The organism is Pseudomonas sp. W2-17, from assembly GCF_041060445.1.
Classification (GTDB): Bacteria; Pseudomonadota; Gammaproteobacteria; order Pseudomonadales; family Pseudomonadaceae; genus Aquipseudomonas.
This window is the reverse complement of record NZ_JAUFNS010000003.1, coordinates 122,127-145,349: the sequence shown is the minus strand read 5'-3', so window position 1 is coordinate 145,349 and position 23,223 is coordinate 122,127. Positions and strand designations below refer to the sequence as shown.

Sequence of the window (23,223 nt, the reverse complement as noted above, 5' to 3'; positions counted from 1 at the left end):
TAGCACCTTTGCATTCAAATTGTTGAGTGGTGATCCGGATGGAAAATATCAGCTTGCTACTGAGCGAAGCGCTGTCCCCTTATCAGGTGAGCATTGGCCCTGCCGGTATTCTGGGCGAGCGTCTGGTGACGCTGAAAAATCCAGCGGGTGCGAGAGTGATCGAGCGTGTTTTTTCTGCGTCGCAACTGGGCGACAAGCGTCAGCTGACTGACGTGGTAGATGGTCTTCACCGTGATTTGATGGTGGCAGAAGGGCGCATCGAGCCTTGTGTCATCGCAGCCATGCGCAACGTGTCCCAGTCCGCTGCTTACGCTGCAGCTCGACCTTTCGTCTGAGCTGCGGGGAACCTTCTCGATTCAGTAGGCTCCTATCAATTATGGCAGGCGCAGGCATTGTGCTCCGATGTTCATGCTGCCTGCCGTACGGGTCCAAGATGGACCACGGTTGACCCCGAGTAGTCTCCCCGCTGCTCGGGGTTTCTTTTGTCTGAAATTCGGCTTTTCGCTCCAGGCCGTGGGTTTATGCCAGGTCAGTTCGCCGGCTCCTCAAAGAATGTCTGGGCATCGCGCAGATACTCCTCCTTTTTGACCATCCACTCCGCGTAAAACCCGATCAGTCGCGTCACTCGCAGCACACGCATTTCCCGGTTGATGATCTCCATTGCCGCGCGTCCCTTCTCGGTCTTCGAACAGGCAATGTGAGCAAACTGGTATTTGGGCACGCCCTTGACCGGGAGAAATTCCAGCGCATCCAGGGTAATGCCTTGTTGCTGAGCGTGAAATCGGGCTTCCGGCCAGTAACTGATAATCGCCTGAAAACGGTCCAGCCGTTCCATTTCCAGCATGCTGCCCACCGCTGTATTGCCATAGTGCAGGATCAGACGTTTGGGGCGAGTGGTCTCGCGCAACACCTTATCGATGACCGGCCCGTAGCTGCGTTCGCCGACGATGCCGACATCAACGCTGTCGCTGGCCAGCAGGGCGGCAAGGTCGAGGCGGCCGTCGGCGTCGATGAAAGGTGCGAGCAGCGCGTGGCGGCTGCGCTCGATCGTCACGCCATTACTGGGCGTGGCATACGAGGGGATGGAAAACAGCATGGTTTTGGCCCGCTCGGGCGTCCACAGCAGGGTCGGGTCGCAGGCGAACACGGCTGGATCATTGAGCATCTGCGTTCCGCGCGCGCGGTTGACGTGCATGATCTGATGATCGTATTCCGGCATCCGGGCCGTCAGCTCGGGCATCAGTTTGTCGATGGCCCCCTGGCCCGCCAGTGGGCCGGAAAATATGGTCAGGGGCGGGAAATCGCGCAGCAGCCAGATCAGCGTTTCACGTGCCGACGCGGTACCGGGCAGGCTAGTGAGCAGCGCAGCGAGCAGCACGGCGCGCATTCGGGAACCGGTGACATGCATGGAAGCGTTGACCCTCATCGACAGCGTCTCGCAGCAAGGAATCGGTGATGTGCCTCATTTATTTAACACATGTCATGGGGGCATGAGTAACGCCTCGCGAACGTTGTGCCCCAGCTCCGATTTGAAGGGCGAGCCGCATCGCTCATCGAGTTCGGTCGTTCAACGGGGCTGCATCGGGTAGACTTGCCGCCTTTCCCGTCTCTCTAGAAGCCCGTTCATGGCCCAGCCGTCCACGACCTACAAGTTCGAACTCAATCTCACCGACCTAGATCGCGGGGTTTACGAAACCGTCAAGCAGACCATCGCCCGTCACCCTTCGGAGACCGAAGAGCGCATGACCGTGCGCCTGCTGGCCTACGCCTTCTGGTACAACGAGCATCTGTCGTTTGGCCGTGGTCTGTCGGACGTCGACGAACCTGCGTTGTGGGAAAAGAGTCTGGACGATCGCGTGCTGCACTGGATTGAAGTCGGCCAGCCCGACGCCGACCGCCTGACCTGGTGCTCGCGTCGCACCGAACGCACCAGTCTGCTGGCCTACGGCAGTCTGCGGGTGTGGGAAGGGAAGGTCATACCGGCGATCAAGACGCTGAAGAACGTCAATATCGCTTCGGTCCCTCAGGAGGCACTGGAAATCCTGGCCAAGGACATGCCCCGGGTGATCAAGTGGGACGTGATGATCAGCGAAGGCACGATCTTCGTCACCGATGATCGCGGCCAGCACGAAGTGCAACTGCAGTGGCTGGCTGGCGAGCGGGGCTGATTCAGTCCTGCATTGCGACGCTACAACAGCGGCATCGCGGTGACATCGCTACACCCAACCGGCCCCAACGAGAACACCAGCGGAACCTGAATGCGCATCGAACCACGCGAGTTACCTGACACCCTGCCTTTTCTTGGCGATCTGCCGCCTTTGCTCACCCGGTTGTACGCAGCGCGCGGTGTGGCCTCGGAGGAAGAGCTCGACAAGGGCCTCGCCCGGCTGATTCCCTACCAACAGCTCAAGGGCATCGAGACCGCGGTCGATTTGCTGGTGACTGCGTTGCAGCAGCGTCAGCGTATCCTCATCGTCGGCGACTTCGATGCCGATGGCGCGACGGCCAGCACGGTGGGTGTGTTAGGCCTGCGTCTGCTCGGTGCGGTGCATGTGGACTATCTGGTACCGAACCGTTTCGAATTTGGCTACGGCCTCACCCCGGAAATCGTCCAGGTCGCCCTTGAGCGCCAGCCTGATTTGCTGATGACCGTGGACAACGGCATTTCCAGCGTCGATGGCGTCGCAGCAGCGAAGGCGGCGGGCTTGCAGGTATTGGTCACCGATCACCACTTGCCCGGCCACGAATTGCCGGCCGCCGATGCCATCGTCAACCCGAACCAGCCCGGCTGCACCTTCCCGAGCAAGTCGCTGGCCGGCGTTGGCGTGATTTTTTATGTGTTGATGGCCTTGCGCGCACGACTGCGGGACATCGGCTGGTTCGAGGGCCGCGCTCAACCCAATCTGGGCGAGCTGCTGGATCTGGTGGCGTTGGGCAGCGTCGCCGACGTCGTGCCGCTGGATGCCAACAACCGGATTCTGGTGCACCAGGGGTTGATGCGTATTAGGGCCGGGCGTGCCCGTCCGGGGTTGCGCGCCATTCTCGAGGTCGCCCGTCGCGAGGCCTCACGCATCACCTCCACCGACCTGGGGTTCATCATCGGCCCGCGACTGAACGCGGCGGGGCGTCTGGATGACATGAGCCTGGGCATCGAATGCCTGCTATGCGATGACGAGACCGAGGCGCGGGAAATGGCCGTGCGTCTGGACGAGCTCAACCAGGACCGCAAATCCATCGAGCAGGGCATGCAGCGCGAGGCGCTCGCCCAGCTCAAGGACCTGCCGCTGGAGTCGATGCCGTTCGGGCTGTGCCTCTTCGAACCAGAGTGGCATCAGGGCGTGATCGGCATTCTGGCCTCGCGTATGAAAGAGCGTTATCACCGCCCGACCATTGCCTTCGCCAGCGCAGGCGAGGGTGTGCTGAAGGGTTCGGCGCGTTCGGTGCCGGGCTTTCACATCCGCGACGCGCTCGATGCCGTGGCGGCTAAACACCCGGAGCTGATCAGCAAGTTCGGCGGTCATGCGATGGCGGCCGGGCTGTCGCTGCCGGAAGGCAACTTCCCGGCGTTCGCCGAGGCCTTCGACGCTGAAGTTCGCCGTCAGCTCAAGGAAGAAGACCTGACCGGCCGGCTGCTATCCGACGGCACACTGGCCGTCGAAGAGTTTCACCTGGAACTGGCCCGTGCGCTGCGCAACGCCGGTCCGTGGGGGCAGCACTTTCCCGAGCCGCTGTTCCATGGCGTGTTCCAGCTGGTGGAGCAGCGAGTGGTCGGCGAGCGCCATCTGAAGATGGTACTCAAGACCGAATGCGGCAGCGTCAAGCTTGAAGGCATCGCCTTCAGCGTCGATCGCGACGTCTGGCCCAACCCGACCGTGCGCTGGGTCGAGCTGGCATACAAGCTGGACCTGAACGAATTCCGTGGCAACGAAACCGTGCAACTGATGGTGGTTCACCTCTCGCCACGCTGAATCATCAAGATCGGCCAAAGCCAACCCTACAGGTGAACGCGTTGTTTCAGGATGTCTGGCTTACGCCGGGAAACGAGTGAACCCTCACTTCGCTCAGGTTGTCGACTAGGCTCAAGGTTCGCAACGTATGGAACCTGCCACACGACCTGAGAGGTGCCCATGAGCCTGCTGCTTGAACCCTACACCCTTCGCCAACTGACCCTGCGTAATCGCATTGTGGTTTCGCCGATGTGTCAGTACAGCTGTGCCGACGGCCTGGCCAATGACTGGCATCTGGTCCATCTGGGCAGTCGCGCGGTCGGCGGCGCCGGGCTGATTTTCACCGAAGCGGCGGCGGTTACCCAGGACGGGCGCATCACCCCGGAAGACCTCGGCCTCTGGAACGACGAGCAAATCGAGCCGCTTCAGCGCATTACTCGATTCATCAACGCCCAGGGCGCGGTGGCCGGCATTCAGCTGTCCCATGCAGGACGCAAGGCCAGTACCTGGCGGCCGTGGGTGAGCCAGAGCGGCGCCATCCCTGCCGACCAGGGCGGCTGGGCGACCTGGGGGCCCTCGAAGATCGCTTTCGACCCGACCTACACCGTGCCCACGCCGCTGGATGAAGCCCAGATCAAGGACATCATCAAGGCCTTCGTCGATGCTGCCAAACGTGCTTTGACCGCAGGTTTCAAAGTGGTCGAAATCCACGCTGCCCACGGTTATCTGCTGCATCAGTTCCTGTCGCCACTAAGCAACCAGCGTCAGGATCAATACGGTGGCTCGTTCGAAAACCGCATCCGTCTGACGCTTGAAGTCACCAAAGCCGTGCGCGAAGTCTGGCCCGCAGACCTGCCGTTGTTCGTGCGCGTCTCGGCCACCGACTGGGTGGAAGGCGGCTGGAACGCGGATGAAACCGTCGAGCTGGGCAAACGCTTGAAAGAGCTGAGCGTCGACCTGGTTGATGTGTCTTCCGGCGGCACTGCGGCCAAAGCCGAGATTCCGGTGGGCCCGGGCTATCAAACCGAATTCGCCGCTCGGGTGCGCAGCGAGTCAGGCATTGCCACCGGCACCGTGGGCATGATCACCGAACCCACCCAGGCCGACACCATTCTGCGGACGGGCCAGGCTGACCTGATTTTCCTCGCCCGTGAACTCCTCCGCGATCCGTACTGGCCGCTGCGTGCCGATGAACATCTGGGCGGACGCCAAGCCACATGGCCTGCGCAATACCAGCGGGCAACGCACCGTGACCAGCCGATTCATGAGTCGGATTTGCGGGATTGATCACGCCGCTGAATAGCTGATGTGGGCGCGCTTGTTGGCAAGATGGCTGGTGGCACAGGCCCTCGACAAGCGTGCTGCTGCACTGCTCAAATGTCTGCCGCTTTGTGATGCTGGCTCTGCTGGCGGAGGTCCATGTGGGAGTGAGCTTGCTCACGAAGACGGTATTCCAGCCGCCGGAGATTTAGCGGATGTACTGACCTCTTCGCGAGCAAGCTCGCTCCCACAATCGTCCTGCGTCGGACTCCAGAAAGGAGACACCCCCTCACTTCCCCCCACTCCCCGCCACGCTTTCCCCGCTCCGCGTCAGGTAGTAGGCGCCGAGGATCGGCAGCATGGTCACCATCATCACGAGCATCGCCACGACATTGGTCACTGGCACATCCCGTGGGCGGCTGAGTTGGTTGAGCAGCCAGATGGGCAATGTGCGCTCATGCCCGGCGGTGAAGGTGGTGACGATGATTTCGTCGAACGACAGGGCAAACGCCAGCATGCCGCCGGCCAGCAGCGCCGAGCCCAGGTTGGGCATGATGATGTAGCGAAAGGTCTGCCAGCCGTCGGCGCCGAGGTCCATCGAGGCTTCGATCAAGCTGTGGGAGGTGCCGCGCAAACGGGCGATGACGTTGTTGTAGACGATCACCACGCAGAAGGTCGCGTGGCCGACGATGATGGTGAACATGCCCGGCTCGATCCCCAGGGTCTTGAACGCCGACAACAAGGCCAGCCCGGTGATGATGCCGGGCAGGGCGATGGGCAGGATCAGCATCAGCGAAATGCCGTCCTTGCCGAAGAAGTCACGTCTGTAAAGCGCCGCCGAGGCCAGCGTGCCGAGCACCAGTGCGATCAGGGTGGCAACGCAGGCGATCTGCAGCGACAACTTGATCGACTCCAGCACGTCAGGCCGCGCGAATGCCACGCCAATCCACTTCAGGGTGAAGCCTTTCGGCGGGAAGCTGAAGGCGGCGTCTTCGGTGTTGAAGGCGTAGACGAAGATGATCAGGATCGGAAAATGCAGAAACACCAGCCCGCCCCAAGCGGCGATCTTCAGGGCCCACGATGCTTTATCAGAGTGCATCGAAAGCCCCCAGACGCTTGACGATGGCCAGATAAACCGCGATCAGCACGATCGGCACCAGCGTGAATGCCGCCGCCATGGGCATATTGCCGATGGCGCCTTGCTGGGCGTAGACCATGCTGCCGATGAAGTAGCCCGGCGGGCCGATCAATTGCGGCACGATGAAATCCCCCAGCGTCAGCGAAAACGTGAAGATCGAGCCCGCCGCAATGCCCGGTACCGACAGCGGCAGAATCACCTGCATGAACGTCTGCCGGGGCGTGGCGCCCAGGTCGGCGGAGGCGTGCAGCAGTGACGGCGGCAAGCGTTCGAGGGAAGCCTGAATCGGCAGGATCATGAACGGCAGCCAGATGTAGACGAACACCATGAATCGCCCCAGATGCGAGGTCGATAACGTGCTGCCGCCAATCCCGGGCACGCTCAGCATCCATTGCAGTGCCGGCGCCAAACCCAGATGCTGAACGAACCATTGCGCCACGCCGCCCTTGGCCAGCAGCAGCGTCCACGCATAGGCCTTGACGATGTAACTGGCCCACATCGGCATCATCACCGCGATGTAAAAGAACGCTTTGGTTTTGCCGGTGGTGTAGCGCGCCATGTAATACGCGATGGGGAAGGCGATGATGGCGCTGGCGATGGACACTGCGACCGCCATGGTCAGGGTGCGGCGGATGACGTCGAAGTTGGCCGGGTTGAACAGCGCGCCGAAGTTCGCCAGGGTCAGGTCCGGCGTCACGGTCATGCTGAAGTCGTCGAAGGTATAGAAGCCTTGCCACAACAGGCCCAGCAGCGAACCGAGGTAAATCGCGCCGAACCACAGCAGCGGGGGAATCAGCAGCAGTGACAGGTAAAGATTCGGACGTCGATACAGCAGGCTGGAAAAGCGTCGGAGTGGCGATTGCCGTTGCATCGACGCCGAGCCAGTGAACGTCTGACCCATCTCAAGGCGCCTCGCCCGTCGCGATTTCTGACGACTCACGTGGCGCGTCATGTAGCGCAACCATCGCTTCCCGCGCCCAGCATGCCGTCAGGCGTTGCCCCGGCTGATAGCGCGCGCCGGTGTCCAGCCATTGGCTGTTGGCCTGGCTGACAGTGAGTGTCTGGCCGGTGTCCAGTTTGACCTCGTAGCGGGTGGCACTGCCCTGATATTGAATATCGTGCAGCACGCCGCTGAGCTGAATGTCGTGCGTCGCAGTGCCGCCCTCGGCAAAACGAATGTGCTCGGGCCGAATCGAAAAAGCGCCCGGGCTGCCGCTCAATGCCTGGGCCAGTTCGCCACGCACGACGTTGGAGGTGCCCACGAATTCCGCCACGAAGGTCGTGGCCGGTTTCATGTACAGATTGCGCGGCGTATCCACCTGCTCGATTCGGCCTTTGTTGAACACCGCGACCCGGTCCGACATCGACAGCGCTTCGGTCTGATCGTGGGTGACGAAGATGAAGGTGATGCCCAGCTGGCGCTGCAATTTTTTCAGTTCGCTCTGCATCTTTTCGCGCAGCTTCAGGTCGAGGGCGCCGAGGGGTTCGTCAAGCAGCAGCACGCGCGGCCGATTGACCAGCGCACGCGCCAGGGCAACTCGCTGACGCTGGCCGCCGGACAGTTGCACGGGTTTGCGCGCGCCATAGCCGTCGAGCGCCACCATGTTCAGGGCCTCGTCGGCCCGCTTGATCCGCTTGGCCTTGCCGACGCCTTTGACTTTCAGGCCATAGGCAACGTTGTCCCGCACGTTCATGTGCGGAAACAGCGCGTAGTCCTGAAACACCGTATTGACGTCACGCTGGTACGGCGGCAGGCCGGCGGCTTCCTGGCCATGAATGCGAATCGAGCCGGCGCTGGGTTGCTCGAAGCCTGCGATCAGGCGCAGGCAGGTGGTCTTGCCGGAGCCCGAGGGGCCGAGCATGGAAAAGAACTCGCCGTCCTCGATGTCGATGGACACCCGGTCCACGGCTTTCACCTCGCCGAACAGCCGCGAGACTTGGGTGAACTGGACGGCGTGGTTCATGGCCTAACGCCCACCCATGATCGCAATGTAATCCTGCGTCCAGCGGCTGTAAGGCACGTACTTGCCGCCCTCGGCCTGGGGTGTTTTCCAGAAGGCGATCTTGTCGAACAGGTCAAACCCGTTGGTCTCGCAGCCCTCGGCGCCCAGCAGTTCGTTGCCCTTGCACGCGTCGGGCACCACCGGCAGGGAGCCGAACCAGGCGGCAACGTCGCCCTGAACCTTCGGTTGCAGCGACCAGTTCATCCACTTGTAGGCGCAGTTGGGGTGTTTGGCCTCGGCGTGCAACATCGTCGTGTCGGCCCAGCCGGTGGCGCCTTCCTGCGGGATGGTCGAGGCGACGGGCTGTTTATCGGCGACCAGCCCGTTGACCATGTAACCCCACGAACTCGACGCCGCCACGCCTTCGTTTTTCACGTCGCTCATCTGCACCGTCGCGTCGTGCCAGTAACGGTGAACCAGCGGCTGCTGGGCGCGGAGCAGGTCGAGCACGGCCTTGTACTGGGTTTCGGTGAGCTGATAGGGGTCGACGATGTTCAGCTCCGGCTTGGCGGTTTTGAGGTACAGCGCGGCGTCGGCGATGTATATCGGCCCGTCATACGCCTGGACCCGGCCCTTGTTCGGTTTGCCGTCGGGCAAATCCTGCGGCTCGAACACCACGCTCCAGCTCACCGGCGGCGTCTTGAACACGTTGGTGTTGTACATCAGCACGTTCGGGCCCCATTGGTACGGCGTGCCGTACGTTTTGTTCTCGACCGTGTACCAGGGGCCGTCTTTCAGGCGCGGGTCGAGGGTCTTCCAGTTCGGGATCAACGCGGTGTCGATGGGCTGCACACGCTTGCCGGCGATCAGGCGCAACGACGCATCGCCCGACGCGGTGACCAGGTCATAGCCGCCCTTGGTCATCAGGCTGACCATCTCGTCGGAGGTCGCCGCGGTCTTGACGTTGACCTTGCAGCCGGTTTCCTGCTCGAAGCCGGTTACCCAGTCGTAGGCCTTGTCGCTTTCGCCGCGCTCGATGTAGCCCGGCCACGCCACGATATCCAGTTGCCCCTCGCCATCGCCCACCGCCGTGAGTGCTTCAGCGGCCTGTACCGCGCCGCTGGTGAATAGTGCGGAAATCACGGCGCTCAGAATCGCGGTCTTGTGCACGGACATGGTGGGTTTGCCTCTTGGTGGTTGTTGGGGCAGAGATCGGTGGTGCAGAGCGTAGTGCCCACTTCGATCCTCGACAAACCTGGCGCAGCAAATACCGCGCCCATTCGTGCAGGGCGGATGCGGTTGAGTGAAAACCCATCCGGCCTCTGGACGCTCAGTCGCCGCAACATTCAGAAGCAAACCCGCCCGGCGCGCGTCGGTGCCTTCGCCTTAACCTGCGGGTCGAATCGTCTGTCCCCCTTCTGAAGGTGAAGTCATGAACACGCGCGGTTTACTCGATCAACTGTTGAAATCCGGCCAGGACCTGCTGCAAAACAAGGCCGGCGCTCACGACAAGAGCGGCAAAAGCGGGCAAAACGGGCAGGGCGGTCTTGGCGATCTGCTTGGCAAAGTCGGTGGTAGCGGCCTGGGCGGCAAGCTGGGCGGAAGCCTTGGCGGGCTGCTCTCCGGGGCCGGTGGCGGCGCGTTGGCAGCGGGCGCGATGGGCTTGCTGATGGGCAACAAGGGCGCACGCAAAATGGGCGGCAAAGCGCTGACCTACGGCGGGCTCGCAGCGTTGGGCGTGTTGGCGTACAAGGCCTATGGCAACTGGCAGGAGAGTCAGGGTATGGCGCAACCGGTTGAGCCGCAAACCGTGGACCGTGTGCCACCGGCCCAGGTCGAACAGCACAGCGAGGCCATCCTGCGGGCGCTGGTGGCTGCGGCCAAGGCCGACGGCCACGTTGACGACCGTGAACGCGAACTCATCGAAGGCGAGTTCACCCGCATTACCGGCGACAACGAACTGCAGCAATGGCTGCACGCCGAACTGAACAAGCCGCTGGACCCGGCCGATGTCGCCCGCGCGGCGCAGACCCCGGAAATCGCCGCCGAAATGTACCTGGCCAGCGTGATGATGGTCGACGAAGAACACTTCATGGAGCGCGCTTACCTGGACGAACTCGCCAGGCAGCTGAAGCTCGATCCCGCCCTCAAGACCGAGCTTGAGCACCAGGTGCGTCAGGCGCAGCCTTAAACTGTCAGCCTGTCCAGCGACCCGTCCCGGATACACCATCCGACCCCCGCAAACCTGCCGGGTCAGGCCCAGCAATCAGTGGGGCCTGACCCGCATCTCTCCCCCGTGCGCTGAAAGTCCGCTGCAGACATCCGCCAACAACGTACTCGTACCATCAAGCAACGTCACATCAAGCCGATAGCGTGTAAGACACTTCCGATATGGCTGTGTGATATGGCGTTTTCCTTGTCGGAAACAGCCCATTTATTGGGAAGTCACTAGGCTATACTCCCGCTCGCTTTGGACCGTCCGTCGGTCCGCTTCTTGAACCCGGTCATGCCGGCGTTGAACCCTTGAGGGCTGACTGTGAAGAACTGGACGTTGCGTCAACGGATTTTGGCGAGCTTCGCTGTCATCATCGCCATCATGCTGTTGATGGTGGTTGCGGCGTTCAATCGCCTGTTGGTGATCGAGAACAGCGGCGATGCCGTACGGCTGGACGCGCTGCCCGGCGTTTTTTACAGCAGCACCGTGCGCGGTGCCTGGGTTGAAAGCTACGTAGCCACCCAGCGCTTACTCAGCGAGGGTGCGGGACGCGACCTCACCAGCGCTGAAGAAGACCAGTACAAAGACTTCGAAGACCGCCTGCAGGCGCAGATCGTCAATTACCAGAAAAGCATCTTCGACGAATCGGATCGCAATGACTTCGCCCAGTTTCTGCAACTGCGCGAACGCTACCAGTTACTGCTCAACGGCGTGCTCGCGGCCTATCAGGGCGACAACTATGCGCTGTCCCAGCGGATGTTCGCCGAGCAACTCACGCCCGCCTGGTTTGAGGGTCGCAAACAGCTCAACGCACTCGGCGCCAAGAACAAGGTGGTCGCCGACCAGGCGTCTGACGCCATTCAAGCCGCCGTCTCCAGCGCTAAAATCACCCTCGGCATTTCGTTGATCATCGCCTTGCTGGCGGCGGCTGCGTGCGGCCTGCTGTTGATGCGCGCAATTCTGGCGCCGATGAACCGCATCGTGCAGATTCTCGAGACCATGCGCACCGGCGACCTGAGCACGCGTCTGGCGCTGGACCGCAACGATGAGTTCGGATCGGTGCAGACCGGTTTCAACGATATGGTCGCCGAGCTTGCCGCATTGGTGTCCCAGGCCCAGCGCTCGTCGATTCAGGTGACCACGTCGGTGACCGAGATTGCAGCCACCTCCAAGCAGCAACAGGCGACCGCCACAGAGACCGCTGCGACCACCACGGAAATCGGCGCCACGTCGCGGGAAATTGCCGCAACGTCCCGGGATCTGGTGCGCACCATGACCGAAGTAACCTCAGCGGCGGATCAGGCTTCGGTCCTGGCGGGCTCCGGTCAGCAAGGCCTGGCGCGCATGGAAGAAACCATGCACTCGGTCATGGGCGCGGCCGATCTGGTCAACTCCAAGCTGGCGATCCTCAATGAGAAGGCCGGCAACATCAATCAGGTCGTGGTGACCATCGTCAAGGTCGCCGACCAGACCAACCTGCTGTCGCTCAACGCCGCCATCGAAGCGGAAAAAGCCGGCGAATACGGCCGTGGTTTCGCCGTGGTCGCCACCGAAGTTCGGCGTCTGGCCGACCAGACCGCCGTGGCCACCTATGACATCGAGCAGATGGTTCGCGAGATACAGTCGGCGGTGTCGGCGGGCGTCATGGGCATGGACAAGTTCTCCGAAGAAGTGCGTCGCGGCATGTACGAAGTGACCCAGGTCGGCGAGCAGCTCTCGCAGATCATTCATCAAGTGCAGGCCCTGGCGCCGCGTGTCTTGATGGTCAACGAAGGCATGCAGGCCCAGGCCACTGGCGCCGAACAGATCAACCAGGCGCTGGTGCAGTTGGGTGATGCGAGCAGCCAGACCGTCGAATCCCTGCGTCAGGCCAGCTTCGCCATCGACGAGCTCAGCCAGGTGGCGGTGGGGCTGCGTAGCGGCGTTTCGCGTTTCAAGGTCTGAGTCAGGCCCATGATCGAGCATTCAGCCAAGCGCAGCACTGCGGTGTTGCCGAAGAACAAGCTGTTTCTGCTGTTCCGCATCGGTGCGGAACGCTATGCGCTGCAAGCGACAGAAGTCGCCGAAGTGCTGCCACGGCTGATGCTCAAGCCCATCGCCCAGGCGCCGCACTGGGTCGCGGGTGTGTTTGCCCACCGCGGTGCGATCGTGCCGGTCATCGATCTCAGCGCGCTGACCTTCGGCCATCCCGCCCCGTTGCGTACCAGCACACGGCTGGTGTTGGTGCATTACCGCCTCGGCGGCGATCGCCCGCCGCGTGAGCTGGGCTTGATCCTCGAACAGGCGACCGACACGCTGCGCTGCTCGCCCCATGCATTCAAAGCCTACGGCCTGGACAACTCACAGGCGCCGTATCTGGGCCCGGTGCGCGAGGACGAACACGGCCTGCTGCAATGGATACGTGTGGATGACTTGCTCAGTGACGCTGTGCGCGAACTGTTGTTTCCCGAGCAGCCCATGAACCTGGATGCCTTCGAGGCGGCGCCATGAGCAGCGACGCGCGTTTCTTCGCCTTTCTCAAGGACCGCATCGGCCTGGACGTCGCGTCAGTGGGCGAGGCGATCATCGAGCGCGCCGTGCGTCAGCGCTGCACGCTGTCCAAGGCGCGGGACCACGATGACTACTGGCAGACGCTGCTGGTTTCGGCGGACGAGCAACAGGCGCTGATCGAAGCGGTGATCGTCCCCGAAACCTGGTTTTTCCGTTACCCGGAATCCTTCGCCACCCTCGGCAAGCTGGCCAACGCCCGGTTGGCGCAGCTCAATGGCGTGCGTCCGCTGCGGATTCTCAGCCTGCCGTGCTCCACCGGCGAAGAGCCTTATTCCATCGCCATGGCGCTGTTCGACGCCGGTCTGCGCGGACCGCAGTTCAGCGTCGAAGCGGTGGACATCAGCCCGCTTTCGATCCAGCGCGCGCGTCAGGGCGTGTATGGCAAAAACTCCTTTCGCGGCGACCAGCTGGGTTTCCGGGAACGTTTTTTCAGCGCGGTCGAGGAGGGCTATCGACTGGAGGAGCGGGTGCGTGATCAGGTCTGCTTTCAGTCCGGCAACCTGCTCGATCCCGCTATGCCGGTGGCGCAGTCGGCCTACGATTTCGTGTTCTGCCGCAACCTGCTGATCTACTTCGACATCGACACTCAGCGTCAGGGCTTTGATGCACTGAAGCGCATGACCCGCGACGACGGCGTGCTGTTCATCGGCCCCGCCGAGGGCAGCCTCCTCGGGCGCATGGGCATGGTGTCGATCGGCATTCCCCAGTCGTTCGCCTTTCGTCGGCGTGACGAGGCTGTTCCCGAACCCCACAGCGTCCTGAGTGCCCCAGCCATGCAGCCGTCGCGAAGCGATTCGTTGTCTGCTCAGCCAACATCGACCCTGTCGCGCGGCACTCCTAAACCGCAGCCCTTTGCGCCGAGGTTGTTGAGTGATCCTGCGCTGACCGAAGAACGCAGGGCTGCGCTAAGACCCGACATCAAGGCGGCGACGGATGCTGGCAGTGGCGACGCTGCCGAGTTGCTGCGCAGCATCGCGGCCCTTGCCAACGAAGGCCGCAGTGCCGAGGCCAAGGTGGCCTGCGAGCAGTACCTCAAGCGCTTCGAACCCGTGGCGCCAGTGTTCTACTGGCTGGGCCTGCTCAGCGAAGTCGCGGGGGAGGCGAGCGCAGCACAAGGGTTTTATCGCAAGGCGTTGTATCTGCAACCGCAGCATCCGGAAACCCTGGCGCAACTGGCCGCGCTGCTCGCCGCCCAGGGCGACAGCGCAGGGGCCCGGCGGCTGCAGGAGCGCGCGGCACGGGGTGTCACTAAAGAAGGACGCAGCGGATGAGTCGCGTACATACAGAGCTGGTCAGCGACAACGCCGAGGCGATCGATGACTGCTGGAACCGCATCGGCATCCATGGCGACCGGTCCTGCCCGCTGCTTGCCGATCATATTCATTGCCGCAACTGCTCGGTGTACTCGGCAGCGGCAACACGCTTGCTCGACCGTTACTCGCTGGCCCAGGATCAGCGCGTGTCGATGCACACCGATGCGCTGGCCGTCGACGTCGAAACCCGCTCGACCGTGGTGTTTCGTCTCGGCGAAGAGTGGCTCGGCCTGCCGACCCGATGTCTGGTGGAAGTGTCGCCGGTGCAAGCCATTCATTCACTTCCACATCAGCGTTCCCGGGCCTTGCTGGGCGTTGCCAATGTGCGCGGCGCCCTGGTGGCCTGCCTGTCATTCGTCGAACTGCTCGGGCTGGACCCTTCAGTCGCGCCGGGCGGGGATGCCCGCACAATGCCGCGCATGCTGATCGTTTCGGCAGGCGGCGGTCCGGTGGTGGTGCCGGTGGACGAGGTTGACGGCATTCATGCCATCGAAGCGCGCCTGCTGGATACCGCCTCGGTGTCGGCGCAGAACAACAACGCGCGCTTCACCCGAGGCGTCGTGCAATGGAAAAATCGCAGCCTGCGCCTGCTCGATGAAGACCAGCTCTTGTCGGCCGTGAACCGGAGCCTGACATGACGCCCGATCAAATGCGCGACGCGTCGCTGTTCGAACTCTTCACCCTGGAGGCGGAAGCCCAGACTCAGGTGTTGAGCGCGGGCCTGCTGGCCCTTGAGCGCAATCCGACCCAGGCTGATCAACTGGAAGCGTGCATGCGCGCGGCCCATTCGCTGAAAGGCGCGGCGCGGATTGTCGGGGTCAACGCGGGCGTCAGCGTTTCCCACGTCATGGAAGACTGCCTGGTCAGCGCCCAGGAAGGCCGATTGCACCTGCTGCCCGAGCACATCGACGCCTTGCTGATGGGCACCGATTTGCTGATGCGCATCGCCACGCCCGGCGCCAGCGTGCCTCAGGCGGATGTGGACGGCTATGTGGCGCTGATGAACAACATGGTCAGCGCCGATCCGGCCATGAAAGCCATGCTGGTGCCCACCGCGTTGCCTTCCCTTGAAGACATCTTGCTTGCCAACGCGCAGTCGCTGGTCACCTCGCTTCAGTCTGCGCAGGACTCGGCCGCCGAGGAACTGGCCGCCGCCGTCGTCGAGCCCGTTGCCGACCCGGCGCTTAAAGCAGATGGCCCCGGTGAACGACGTGTGGTCGAGACCGGCGAACGGGTCCTGCGCGTCACCGCCGAACGCTTGAACAACCTGCTGGACCTGTCGAGCAAGTCGCTGGTCGAGACCCAACGGCTGAAGCCGTATCTGGCCGCGATGCAGCGGGTCAAACGCACGCAGACCGGCGCCACCCGAGCGCTGGACAGTCTTGAAGCCTTGCTCGGCGCCAACACCGATCCCGACGCGCAAAAGGCGCTGGACGAAGCGCGGCGTCTGCTCGGCGAAGCGCAGCATTTGCTGATTCAACAGACCGCCGATCTCGATGAGTTCGGCTGGCAGGCGTCGCAACGCGCGCAACTGCTCTACGACACCGCGCTGGCCTGCCGCATGCGCCCGTTTGCCGATGTGCTGGCGGGTCAGGCGCGCATGGTCCGGGATCTGGGGCGCTCGCTGGGCAAGCAGGTGCGCCTGGAAATCGACGGCGAAAAGACTCAGGTCGATCGCGATGTGCTGGAAAAACTCGAAGCACCGTTGACCCATTTGCTGCGCAACGCGGTCGACCACGGCATCGAGCTGCCGGCACAGCGCCTCGCCTGCGGCAAGCCGGCCGAGGGCTTGATTCAACTGAAGGCCTCGCACCAGGCCGGTCTGCTGGTGGTCGAGCTGATCGATGACGGCGCCGGTGTCGACCTCGAGCGCCTGCGCTTGAACATCATCGAGCGCAAACTCTCGCCTGCCGAAACCGCCGCGCAGTTGAGCGAAGAAGAACTGCTGAGCTTCCTGTTCCTGCCCGGTTTCAGCATGCGCGACACGGTCACTGAAGTGTCTGGCCGAGGCGTCGGCCTGGACGCGGTTCAACACATGATTCGGCAACTGCGTGGCGGCGTCGAAATGGACCAGCGCGCCGGGCAGGGCAGCCGTTTCCATCTGGAAGTGCCGCTGACCTTGTCGGTGGTGCGCAGTCTGGTGGTGGACGTCGGCGGCGAAGCGTATGCCTTTCCGCTGGCGCACATCGAGCGCATGCGTGACGTGCGCGCCGACGAGATCGTGCAGCTTGAAGGGCGTCAGCATTTCTGGCACGAGGAGCGGCATGTCGGGCTGGTTGCGGCCACTCAGTTGCTTAACCGTCCGGCCAGCCAGCACAGTGAAGACGTGCTCAAAGTGGTGGTCATTCGCGAGCGCGATGCCGTGTATGGCGTCGCCGTGGAACGCTTCATCGGCGAACGCACGCTGGTGGTTCTGCCGCTGGATCCGCGCCTGGGCAAGGTTCAGGACATTTCTGCGGGCGCCTTGCTCGACGATGGCTCGGCGGTACTGATCATCGACGTCGAAGACATGCTGCGTTCGGTGGAGAAATTGCTCAATACCGGACGCCTGGCGCGCATCGACCGGCGCAGCCAGCAGGCGGACACCCGAGCTCGCAAGCGCGTGCTGGTGGTCGATGATTCGCTGACGGTGCGCGAGCTGGAGCGCAAGTTACTGGCCAGCCGGGGTTACGACGTCGCGGTGGCCGTGGATGGCATGGACGGCTGGAACGCCTTGCGCGGTGAGGATTTCGATTTGCTCATCACCGACATCGACATGCCGCGCATGGACGGCATCGAACTGGTGACGCTGGTGCGCCGCGACAGCCGCCTGCAATCGCTGCCGGTGATGGTGGTGTCGTACAAGGACCGTGAAGAAGATCGCCGTCGCGGCCTGGACGCCGGCGCCGATTACTATCTGGCCAAGGCCAGTTTCCATGACGACGCGCTGCTCGATGCGGTCGTTGAGTTGATAGGAGATGCGCAGGGATGAAGATTGCCATCGTCAACGACATGCCCATGGCAGTGGAGGCGTTGCGCCGCGCGCTGGCCTTTGAGCCGGCGCACCAGATTGCCTGGGTGGCCAGCAATGGCGCCGAGGCGGTGGAGCGTTGCGCGCAGCTGACGCCCGACCTGATCCTGATGGACCTGATCATGCCGGTGATGGACGGCGTGGAGGCCACTCGACGTATTATGGCGGCGACGCCGTGCGCCATCGTCATCGTCACCGTGGACCGCGAGCAGAATGTGCATCGGGTGTTCGAAGCGATGGGCCATGGCGCGCTGGACGTGGTCGACACGCCCGCGCTGGGGGCCGGCAACCCCAAGGATGCCGCCGCGCCTTTGTTGCGCAAGATACTTAATATAGGCTGGCTCATTGGTGAGCGGGACACGCGGGTCCGCCCTGTGCCGCCACCGGTGCGCGAGTCGGCACAGCGTCAGCGGTTGATCGCGATCGGCTCATCGGCCGGCGGCCCCGCTGCACTGGAAATACTGCTCAAGGCGCTGCCGACGGATTTCCCGGCCGCCATCGTATTGGTGCAGCATGTGGATCAGGTGTTCGCCGAAGGGATGGCGCAATGGCTGAGCAGCTCTTCGGGGCTGGAGGTCAGGCTGGCGCGCCATGGCGAGCCGCCGCAAGTGGGCACGGTGCTGCTGGCAGGCACCAACCACCATATTCGTCTGCTCAGGAACGGCACACTGGCGTACACCGCAGAGCCGGTTAACGAAATTTACAGGCCCTCCATCGACGTGTTTTTCGAAAGTGTGGCCAGCTATTGGAATGGTGACGCAGTGGGTGTTTTGTTGACCGGCATGGGCCGTGATGGTGCGCAGGGACTCAAGCTGATGCGTCAGCGGGGCTTTCTCACCATCGCCCAGAATCAGGAAAGCTGTGCGGTGTATGGCATGCCCAAAGCGGCCGCGGCCATCGACGCCGCCACGGAAATTCGCTCTCTGGAATCGATTGCACCTCGCTTGAAAGAGGTATTCACCCAATGAATTTCCAGGTGATTTCACAGCCCGCCTGTGACCAGGAGACCCCGCATGCATGATTTGCAACTGGACGATCTGAACGCCACGGATGAAAACGCCGCCATGGTGTTGCTCGTCGACGATCAGGCCATGATCGGCGAGGCCGTCCGACGCGGGCTGGCGCAGGAAGAAAACATCGACTTCCACTTCTGCGCGGACCCCCATCAGGCGATTGCGCAGGCGATTTTGATCAAGCCGACGGTCATTCTTCAGGACTTGGTCATGCCCGGCCTCGACGGCCTGACGCTGGTGCGTGAGTACCGCAGCAATCCGAAGACCCGGGACATCCCGATCATCGTGCTTTCGACCAAGGAAGACCCGCTGATCAAGAGCGCCGCCTTTGCCGCCGGGGCCAACGATTACCTGGTCAAACTGCCGGACAACATCGAACTGGTCGCGCGCATTCGTTACCACTCCCGCTCGTACATGACGCTGCTGCAGCGCGATGAAGCCTATCGTGCGTTGCGCGTCAGCCAGCAACAGCTGCTCGACACCAACCTGGTGCTGCAACGCCTGATGAACTCCGACGGCTTGACCGGCCTGTCCAACCGCCGCCACTTCGACGAGTACCTGGAGCTGGAATGGCGCCGTTCTACCCGTGAGCAAACGCAGATCTCGCTGTTGATGATCGATGTGGATTACTTCAAGGCCTACAACGACGCTTTCGGGCATCTCGAAGGTGACGAAGCCCTGCGTCAGGTCGCCAAAGCCATCCGCGCCAACTCCAGCCGTCCTTCCGACCTGCCCGCACGTTACGGCGGCGAAGAGTTCGCGCTGGTGCTGCCCAATACCTCCCCGGGTGGCGCACGTTTGCTGGCGGAAAAACTGCGCCAGACCATCGCCAGCATGAACATCCCCCACGTCGCGCCCAGCCAGGGCTCCAGCCTGACGGTCAGCATCGGTCTCGCCACTGTCGTCCCGCAAGTGGGCAGCCACAGCCGCCAGCTGATTCAGACGGCGGATCAAGGGCTGTACGCGGCGAAGCATAACGGGCGCAATCAGGTGGCGATGGGGTAGGGCGAGGATCCACATTTCTGCGCGCTCTGGCCGTAACCAGGTGATGTCCCCGCAAAGAACGACGATCACGGCCCAGCCCTGCCCAACGGGCTGCCATCGGGGAGTTCGCTGCGCTATACTCGCCGGCTTTGTGAAAATCGCCTGCGAGTGCTGCCCACCATGGAAATCAACCCGATCCTAAACAGCATCAAGGACCTGTCCGAGCGCTCCGAAACCATTCGGGGGTATCTTTGACTACGATCACAAACATGATCGTCTGACCGAAGTTAACCGCGAGCTCGAAGATCCAAACGTCTGGAACAACCCGTCGTACGCCCAGGAACTGGGCCGCGAGCGTTCGCTGCTGGCGCAGATCGTCGACACCCTCGACGAAATGAGCACCGGCCTGGTGGATGCCAAGGACCTGTTGCTGATGTCCGCCGAAGAAGAAGACCAGGCCGCCGTCGACGACGTTGCCGCTGAAGTCGAGCGTCTTCGCGAGGCCCTGGAAAAACTGGAATTCCGTCGCATGTTCAGCGGCGAGATGGACCAGAACAATGCCTACCTGGACATCCAGGCCGGTTCCGGCGGCACCGAAGCCCAGGACTGGGCGAACATCCTGTTGCGCATGTACCTGCGCTGGGCCGACAAGCGCGGCTTCGACGCGACCATCATGGAACTGTCGGCCGGTGAAGTCGCCGGCATCAAAGGCGCCACGGTGCACATCAAGGGCGAATACGCATTCGGCTGGCTGCGCACCGAAATCGGCGTGCACCGTCTGGTCCGCAAGAGCCCGTTCGACTCCGGCAACCGCCGCCACACCTCGTTCTCGGCCGTGTTCGTGTCGCCGGAAATCGATGACAACATCGAAATCGACATCAACCCGTCGGACCTGCGCATCGACACCTACCGCTCCTCGGGCGCCGGTGGTCAGCACGTCAACACCACCGACTCGGCGGTCCGGATCACCCACGTTCCGACCAACACCGTGGTCAGCTGCCAGAACGAACGTTCCCAGCACGCCAACAAAGACACCGCGATGAAGATGCTGCGGGCGCGCTTGTACGAGCAGGAAGTGCAGAAGCGCAACGCGGCCTCGCAAGCGCTGGAAGACACCAAGTCGGACATCGGCTGGGGTCACCAGATCCGTTCATACGTGCTCGATGCCTCGCGCATCAAGGACCTGCGGACCAGCGTCGAACGCAGCGATTGCGACAAGGTGCTCGATGGCGACATCGACGAATACCTGATCGCGAGCCTCAAACAGGGCCTGTAATCGCCACACCACTGTTGCGGGTCGGGCGCGTCATCATGACGTCGCCGCCCGCGATCCTTCGTCGCGCTTCCCGGCCAGACGAAGGGCCACGAACCTGTGATGGATAATCAAGACATGAGCGACCAACAACTCGACCCGCAAGCCCAGCAACAGGAAGAAAACAGCCTGATCGCCCTGCGCAAGGAAAAACTTGCGGCCGAGCGCGCCAAGGGCAACGCCTTCCCGAACGACTTCCGTCGCGAAAACTACTGCAACGACCTGCAGAAACAGTACGCGGACAAGACCAGGGAAGAGCTGGCTGAAGCGGCGATTCCGGTCAAGGTTGCCGGGCGCATCATGCTCAACCGTGGCTCGTTCATGGTGATTCAGGACATGACCGGTCGCATCCAGGTCTATGTCAACCGCAAGACGCTGTCGGAAGAAACCCTGGCCTCGGTAAAAACCTGGGACATGGGCGACATCATCGCAGCCGAAGGCACCCTGGCCCGTTCCGGCAAGGGCGACCTGTATGTCGAAATGACCAACGTCCGCCTGCTGACCAAGTCCCTGCGTCCGCTGCCCGACAAGCACCATGGCCTGGTCGATACCGAGCAGCGTTATCGCCAGCGTTACGTCGACCTGATCGTCAATGAAGACGTCCGCGAAACCTTCCGCGTTCGCTCGAAAGTCATCGCCCACATCCGCAGCTTCCTGATGCAGCGCGACTTCCTCGAAGTCGAAACGCCGATGCTGCAGACCATCCCGGGCGGCGCAGCGGCCAAGCCGTTCGAGACGCATCACAACGCGCTGGACCTGGAAATGTTCCTGCGTATCGCGCCGGAGCTTTACCTCAAGCGTCTGGTTGTGGGTGGCTTCGAGAAGGTCTTCGAGATCAACCGCAACTTCCGTAACGAAGGCGTTTCGACCCGGCACAATCCCGAGTTCACCATGCTCGAGTTCTACCAGGCCTACGCTGATTACGAAGACAATATGGACCTGACCGAGGAGCTGTTCCGTGAACTGGCCCAGCTGGTTCTCGGCAGCACCGACGTGCCGTATGGCGACAAGGTATTCCACTTCGGCGAGCCGTTTGCGCGTCTGTCGGTGTTCGACTCGATCCTCAAGTACAACCCCGAGCTGACCGCCGATGACCTGAACGACATCGACAAGGCCCGCGCCATCGCCAAGAAAGCCGGCGCCAAGGTGCTGGGCTTCGAAGGTCTGGGCAAGCTGCAGGTGATGATTTTCGAAGAGCTGGTCGAGCACAAGCTGGAGCAGCCGCACTTCATCACCCAGTACCCGTTCGAAGTGTCGCCGCTGGCCCGTCGCAACGATGACAACCCGAACGTCACTGACCGCTTCGAGCTGTTCATTGGCGGTCGCGAAATCGCCAACGCCTATTCCGAGTTGAACGACGCGGAAGACCAGGCCGAGCGTTTCATGGCCCAAGTGGCAGACAAGGATGCGGGCGACGATGAAGCCATGCACTACGACGCAGACTTCGTCCGGGCGCTGGAATACGGCATGCCGCCGACAGCGGGCGAGGGCATCGGCATCGACCGTCTGGTCATGCTGCTGACCAACTCGCCGTCCATACGTGACGTGATCCTGTTCCCGCACATGCGGCCGCAAGCCTAAGCGTCAAAACAAGCCGCCTGCGCAGGGCGGCTTTTTTTTGTCTGTTCGTAGTGCGCGGCTGCATTTGGAAATGCTATCGCGAGCAAGCTCACTCCTACAGGGGCACTCCGCCGATTGTAGGAGTGAGCTTGCTCGCGATGACGTCGGCGCAGACACCGCCGTAAGCTGACGTTGACATGATGTAAATGACTCGAAAAAAGGAAACCCCGTCGTGAACCGCACGATCGCTCAAAAGGGAGCCGCTGGCCTGGCCACGGCAGTCGCACAGAGTGTTCAGTACCAAGGCCGCAAGGCGAGTCGACAGGGAAGTGAACAGCGTCGGCAACAGATTCTCGATGCGGCCATGCGCATCCTCATCCGTGACGGCGTCCGGGCCGTGCGGCATCGCGCGGTCGCCGCCGAAGCGCAAGTGCCGCTCTCTGCCACCACCTACTACTTCAAGGACATCGATGACCTGCTCACCGATGCCTTCGCGCAATACGTTGAACGCAGCGCGGCGTACATGGCCAAGCTGTGGACCAACACCGAGGCGCTGCTGCGCGAGATGGTCGCGCGCAATGACGGCAGCGCCGAGGCCCGTGCGCGACTGGCGGATGAAATCGCGCGGATGACCATGGAGTACGTACGTCATCAATTGCTGACCCGTCGCGACCAGCTCATTGCCGAGCACGCCTTCCACCTCGAAGCGCTGATCAACCCGCGTCTGGCGCCACTGGTGAGTGCCCACCAGCAGATTCTGTTGCAGGGCAGCGCCCAGTTTCTTGAAGTCATGGGCTCGGTGCAGCCGCAACTGGACGCCCAAGTGTTGACGGGGCTCATCTGCCGGATGGAATATCAGGGGCTGCTCAACGGGCCCCGGCCCGGCGCAGACGAAGAAATGCTCGCTATTCTTACTCGCCAGATGCATCTGGTACTGGGCACTGCCAAGCCGATGGCTGGCTGATACCTCAAGGAGAA

The 23,223-nt window shown here is 62.4% G+C and carries 20 protein-coding genes; 15 read left to right on the top strand and 5 right to left on the bottom strand.

All coding sequences use genetic code 11. The features are described from left to right. Positions 1-38 precede the first annotated feature (38 nt). Positions 39-335 carry a DUF3509 domain-containing protein gene (locus tag QWI20_RS04780; RefSeq protein ID WP_369304432.1) on the top strand — a complete coding sequence of 99 codons (297 nt, stop codon included), beginning with the start codon at positions 39-41 and terminating at the stop codon, positions 333-335. Between the two features lie 194 nt (positions 336-529). Here QWI20_RS04780 and QWI20_RS04775 read toward each other — a convergent pair whose 3' ends face one another. Further along, positions 530-1,426 carry a TIGR02285 family protein gene (locus tag QWI20_RS04775; protein WP_369304430.1) on the bottom strand — a complete coding sequence of 299 codons (897 nt, stop codon included), beginning with the start codon at positions 1,424-1,426 and terminating at the stop codon, positions 530-532. 199 nt (positions 1,427-1,625) lie between these two features. On the opposite strand from QWI20_RS04775, the gene QWI20_RS04770 reads away from it, so the two are divergent. The 3 genes from QWI20_RS04770 to QWI20_RS04760 all read left to right on the top strand — a co-directional run bounded on the left by QWI20_RS04770 (position 1,626) and on the right by QWI20_RS04760 (position 5,234). Further along, the gene (locus tag QWI20_RS04770) at positions 1,626-2,168 is read left to right on the top strand and encodes a YaeQ family protein (protein WP_192170779.1); all 543 of its coding nucleotides are present in this window, start codon (positions 1,626-1,628) and stop codon (positions 2,166-2,168) included. Positions 2,169-2,258: 90 nt separating this feature from the next. After that, positions 2,259-3,968 (top strand): single-stranded-DNA-specific exonuclease RecJ, encoded by a 1,710-nt coding sequence (gene recJ, locus QWI20_RS04765; protein WP_369304428.1) that lies wholly within the window; start codon positions 2,259-2,261, stop codon positions 3,966-3,968. A 159-nt stretch (positions 3,969-4,127) separates the two neighbouring features. Next, positions 4,128-5,234: an NADH:flavin oxidoreductase/NADH oxidase gene (locus QWI20_RS04760; protein WP_369304427.1), complete on the top strand. Its 1,107-nt coding sequence runs from the start codon at positions 4,128-4,130 to the stop codon at positions 5,232-5,234. A 262-nt stretch (positions 5,235-5,496) separates the two neighbouring features. Here the strand turns inward: QWI20_RS04760 and QWI20_RS04755 are convergent, their stop codons facing one another. The 4 genes from QWI20_RS04755 to ydcS are packed head-to-tail and all read right to left on the bottom strand — an operon-like array spanning position 5,497 to position 9,464. Then, a complete protein-coding gene (locus QWI20_RS04755; protein ID WP_369304426.1) occupies positions 5,497-6,306 on the bottom strand; it encodes an ABC transporter permease in 810 nt (269 codons plus the stop codon). Next, positions 6,296-7,216 (bottom strand): ABC transporter permease, encoded by a 921-nt coding sequence (locus tag QWI20_RS04750; protein WP_369304595.1) that lies wholly within the window; start codon positions 7,214-7,216, stop codon positions 6,296-6,298. The genes QWI20_RS04755 and QWI20_RS04750 overlap by 11 nt, the downstream gene beginning before the upstream one ends. A gap of 31 nt (positions 7,217-7,247) precedes the next feature. Further along, complete coding sequence (locus QWI20_RS04745) at positions 7,248-8,309, bottom strand: ABC transporter ATP-binding protein (protein WP_369304425.1); 1,062 nt, start codon at positions 8,307-8,309, stop codon at positions 7,248-7,250. A gap of 3 nt (positions 8,310-8,312) precedes the next feature. Further along, positions 8,313-9,464, bottom strand: coding sequence for a putative ABC transporter substrate-binding protein YdcS (gene ydcS / locus QWI20_RS04740; RefSeq protein WP_369304424.1), 1,152 nt, complete (start codon positions 9,462-9,464; stop codon positions 8,313-8,315). Between the two features lie 256 nt (positions 9,465-9,720). Between ydcS and QWI20_RS04735 the strand changes: the two genes are divergently transcribed. From QWI20_RS04735 to QWI20_RS04685, 11 genes are all read left to right on the top strand, one after another. After that, complete coding sequence (locus QWI20_RS04735; protein ID WP_369304422.1) at positions 9,721-10,479, top strand: tellurite resistance TerB family protein; 759 nt, start codon at positions 9,721-9,723, stop codon at positions 10,477-10,479. 345 nt (positions 10,480-10,824) lie between these two features. Beyond that, the gene (locus QWI20_RS04730; protein ID WP_369304420.1) at positions 10,825-12,447 is read left to right on the top strand and encodes a methyl-accepting chemotaxis protein; all 1,623 of its coding nucleotides are present in this window, start codon (positions 10,825-10,827) and stop codon (positions 12,445-12,447) included. A 9-nt stretch (positions 12,448-12,456) separates the two neighbouring features. Further along, positions 12,457-12,993 carry a chemotaxis protein CheW gene (locus tag QWI20_RS04725; protein WP_369304419.1) on the top strand — a complete coding sequence of 179 codons (537 nt, stop codon included), beginning with the start codon at positions 12,457-12,459 and terminating at the stop codon, positions 12,991-12,993. Then, positions 12,990-14,324 carry a CheR family methyltransferase gene (locus QWI20_RS04720; protein WP_369304418.1) on the top strand — a complete coding sequence of 445 codons (1,335 nt, stop codon included), beginning with the start codon at positions 12,990-12,992 and terminating at the stop codon, positions 14,322-14,324. The genes QWI20_RS04725 and QWI20_RS04720 overlap by 4 nt, the downstream gene beginning before the upstream one ends. After that, complete coding sequence (locus tag QWI20_RS04715) at positions 14,321-15,004, top strand: chemotaxis protein CheW (RefSeq protein WP_369304416.1); 684 nt, start codon at positions 14,321-14,323, stop codon at positions 15,002-15,004. Before QWI20_RS04720 ends, QWI20_RS04715 begins: the two co-directional genes overlap by 4 nt. After that, positions 15,001-17,337, top strand: a complete 2,337-nt coding sequence (locus QWI20_RS04710; protein WP_369304414.1) for a hybrid sensor histidine kinase/response regulator — start codon at positions 15,001-15,003, stop codon at positions 17,335-17,337. The genes QWI20_RS04715 and QWI20_RS04710 overlap by 4 nt, the downstream gene beginning before the upstream one ends. Continuing rightward, positions 17,334-18,344 (top strand): chemotaxis response regulator protein-glutamate methylesterase, encoded by a 1,011-nt coding sequence (locus QWI20_RS04705; RefSeq protein WP_192170792.1) that lies wholly within the window; start codon positions 17,334-17,336, stop codon positions 18,342-18,344. Before QWI20_RS04710 ends, QWI20_RS04705 begins: the two co-directional genes overlap by 4 nt. Positions 18,345-18,389: 45 nt before the next feature. Beyond that, positions 18,390-19,394 (top strand): diguanylate cyclase, encoded by a 1,005-nt coding sequence (locus QWI20_RS04700; RefSeq protein ID WP_369304413.1) that lies wholly within the window; start codon positions 18,390-18,392, stop codon positions 19,392-19,394. A 159-nt stretch (positions 19,395-19,553) separates the two neighbouring features. Further along, a protein-coding gene (gene prfB, locus QWI20_RS04695) for a peptide chain release factor 2 (protein ID WP_108120905.1) occupies positions 19,554-20,649 on the top strand; the annotation gives its coding sequence in 2 pieces (ribosomal slippage) (positions 19,554-19,625 and positions 19,627-20,649; 1,095 coding nt in all). A 114-nt stretch (positions 20,650-20,763) separates the two neighbouring features. Further along, a complete protein-coding gene (gene lysS, locus QWI20_RS04690) occupies positions 20,764-22,266 on the top strand; it encodes a lysine--tRNA ligase (RefSeq protein WP_369304412.1) in 1,503 nt (500 codons plus the stop codon). A gap of 211 nt (positions 22,267-22,477) precedes the next feature. Then, positions 22,478-23,209: a TetR/AcrR family transcriptional regulator gene (locus tag QWI20_RS04685; RefSeq protein ID WP_133772657.1), complete on the top strand. Its 732-nt coding sequence runs from the start codon at positions 22,478-22,480 to the stop codon at positions 23,207-23,209. The last annotated feature ends 14 nt before the right edge of the window (positions 23,210-23,223 follow it).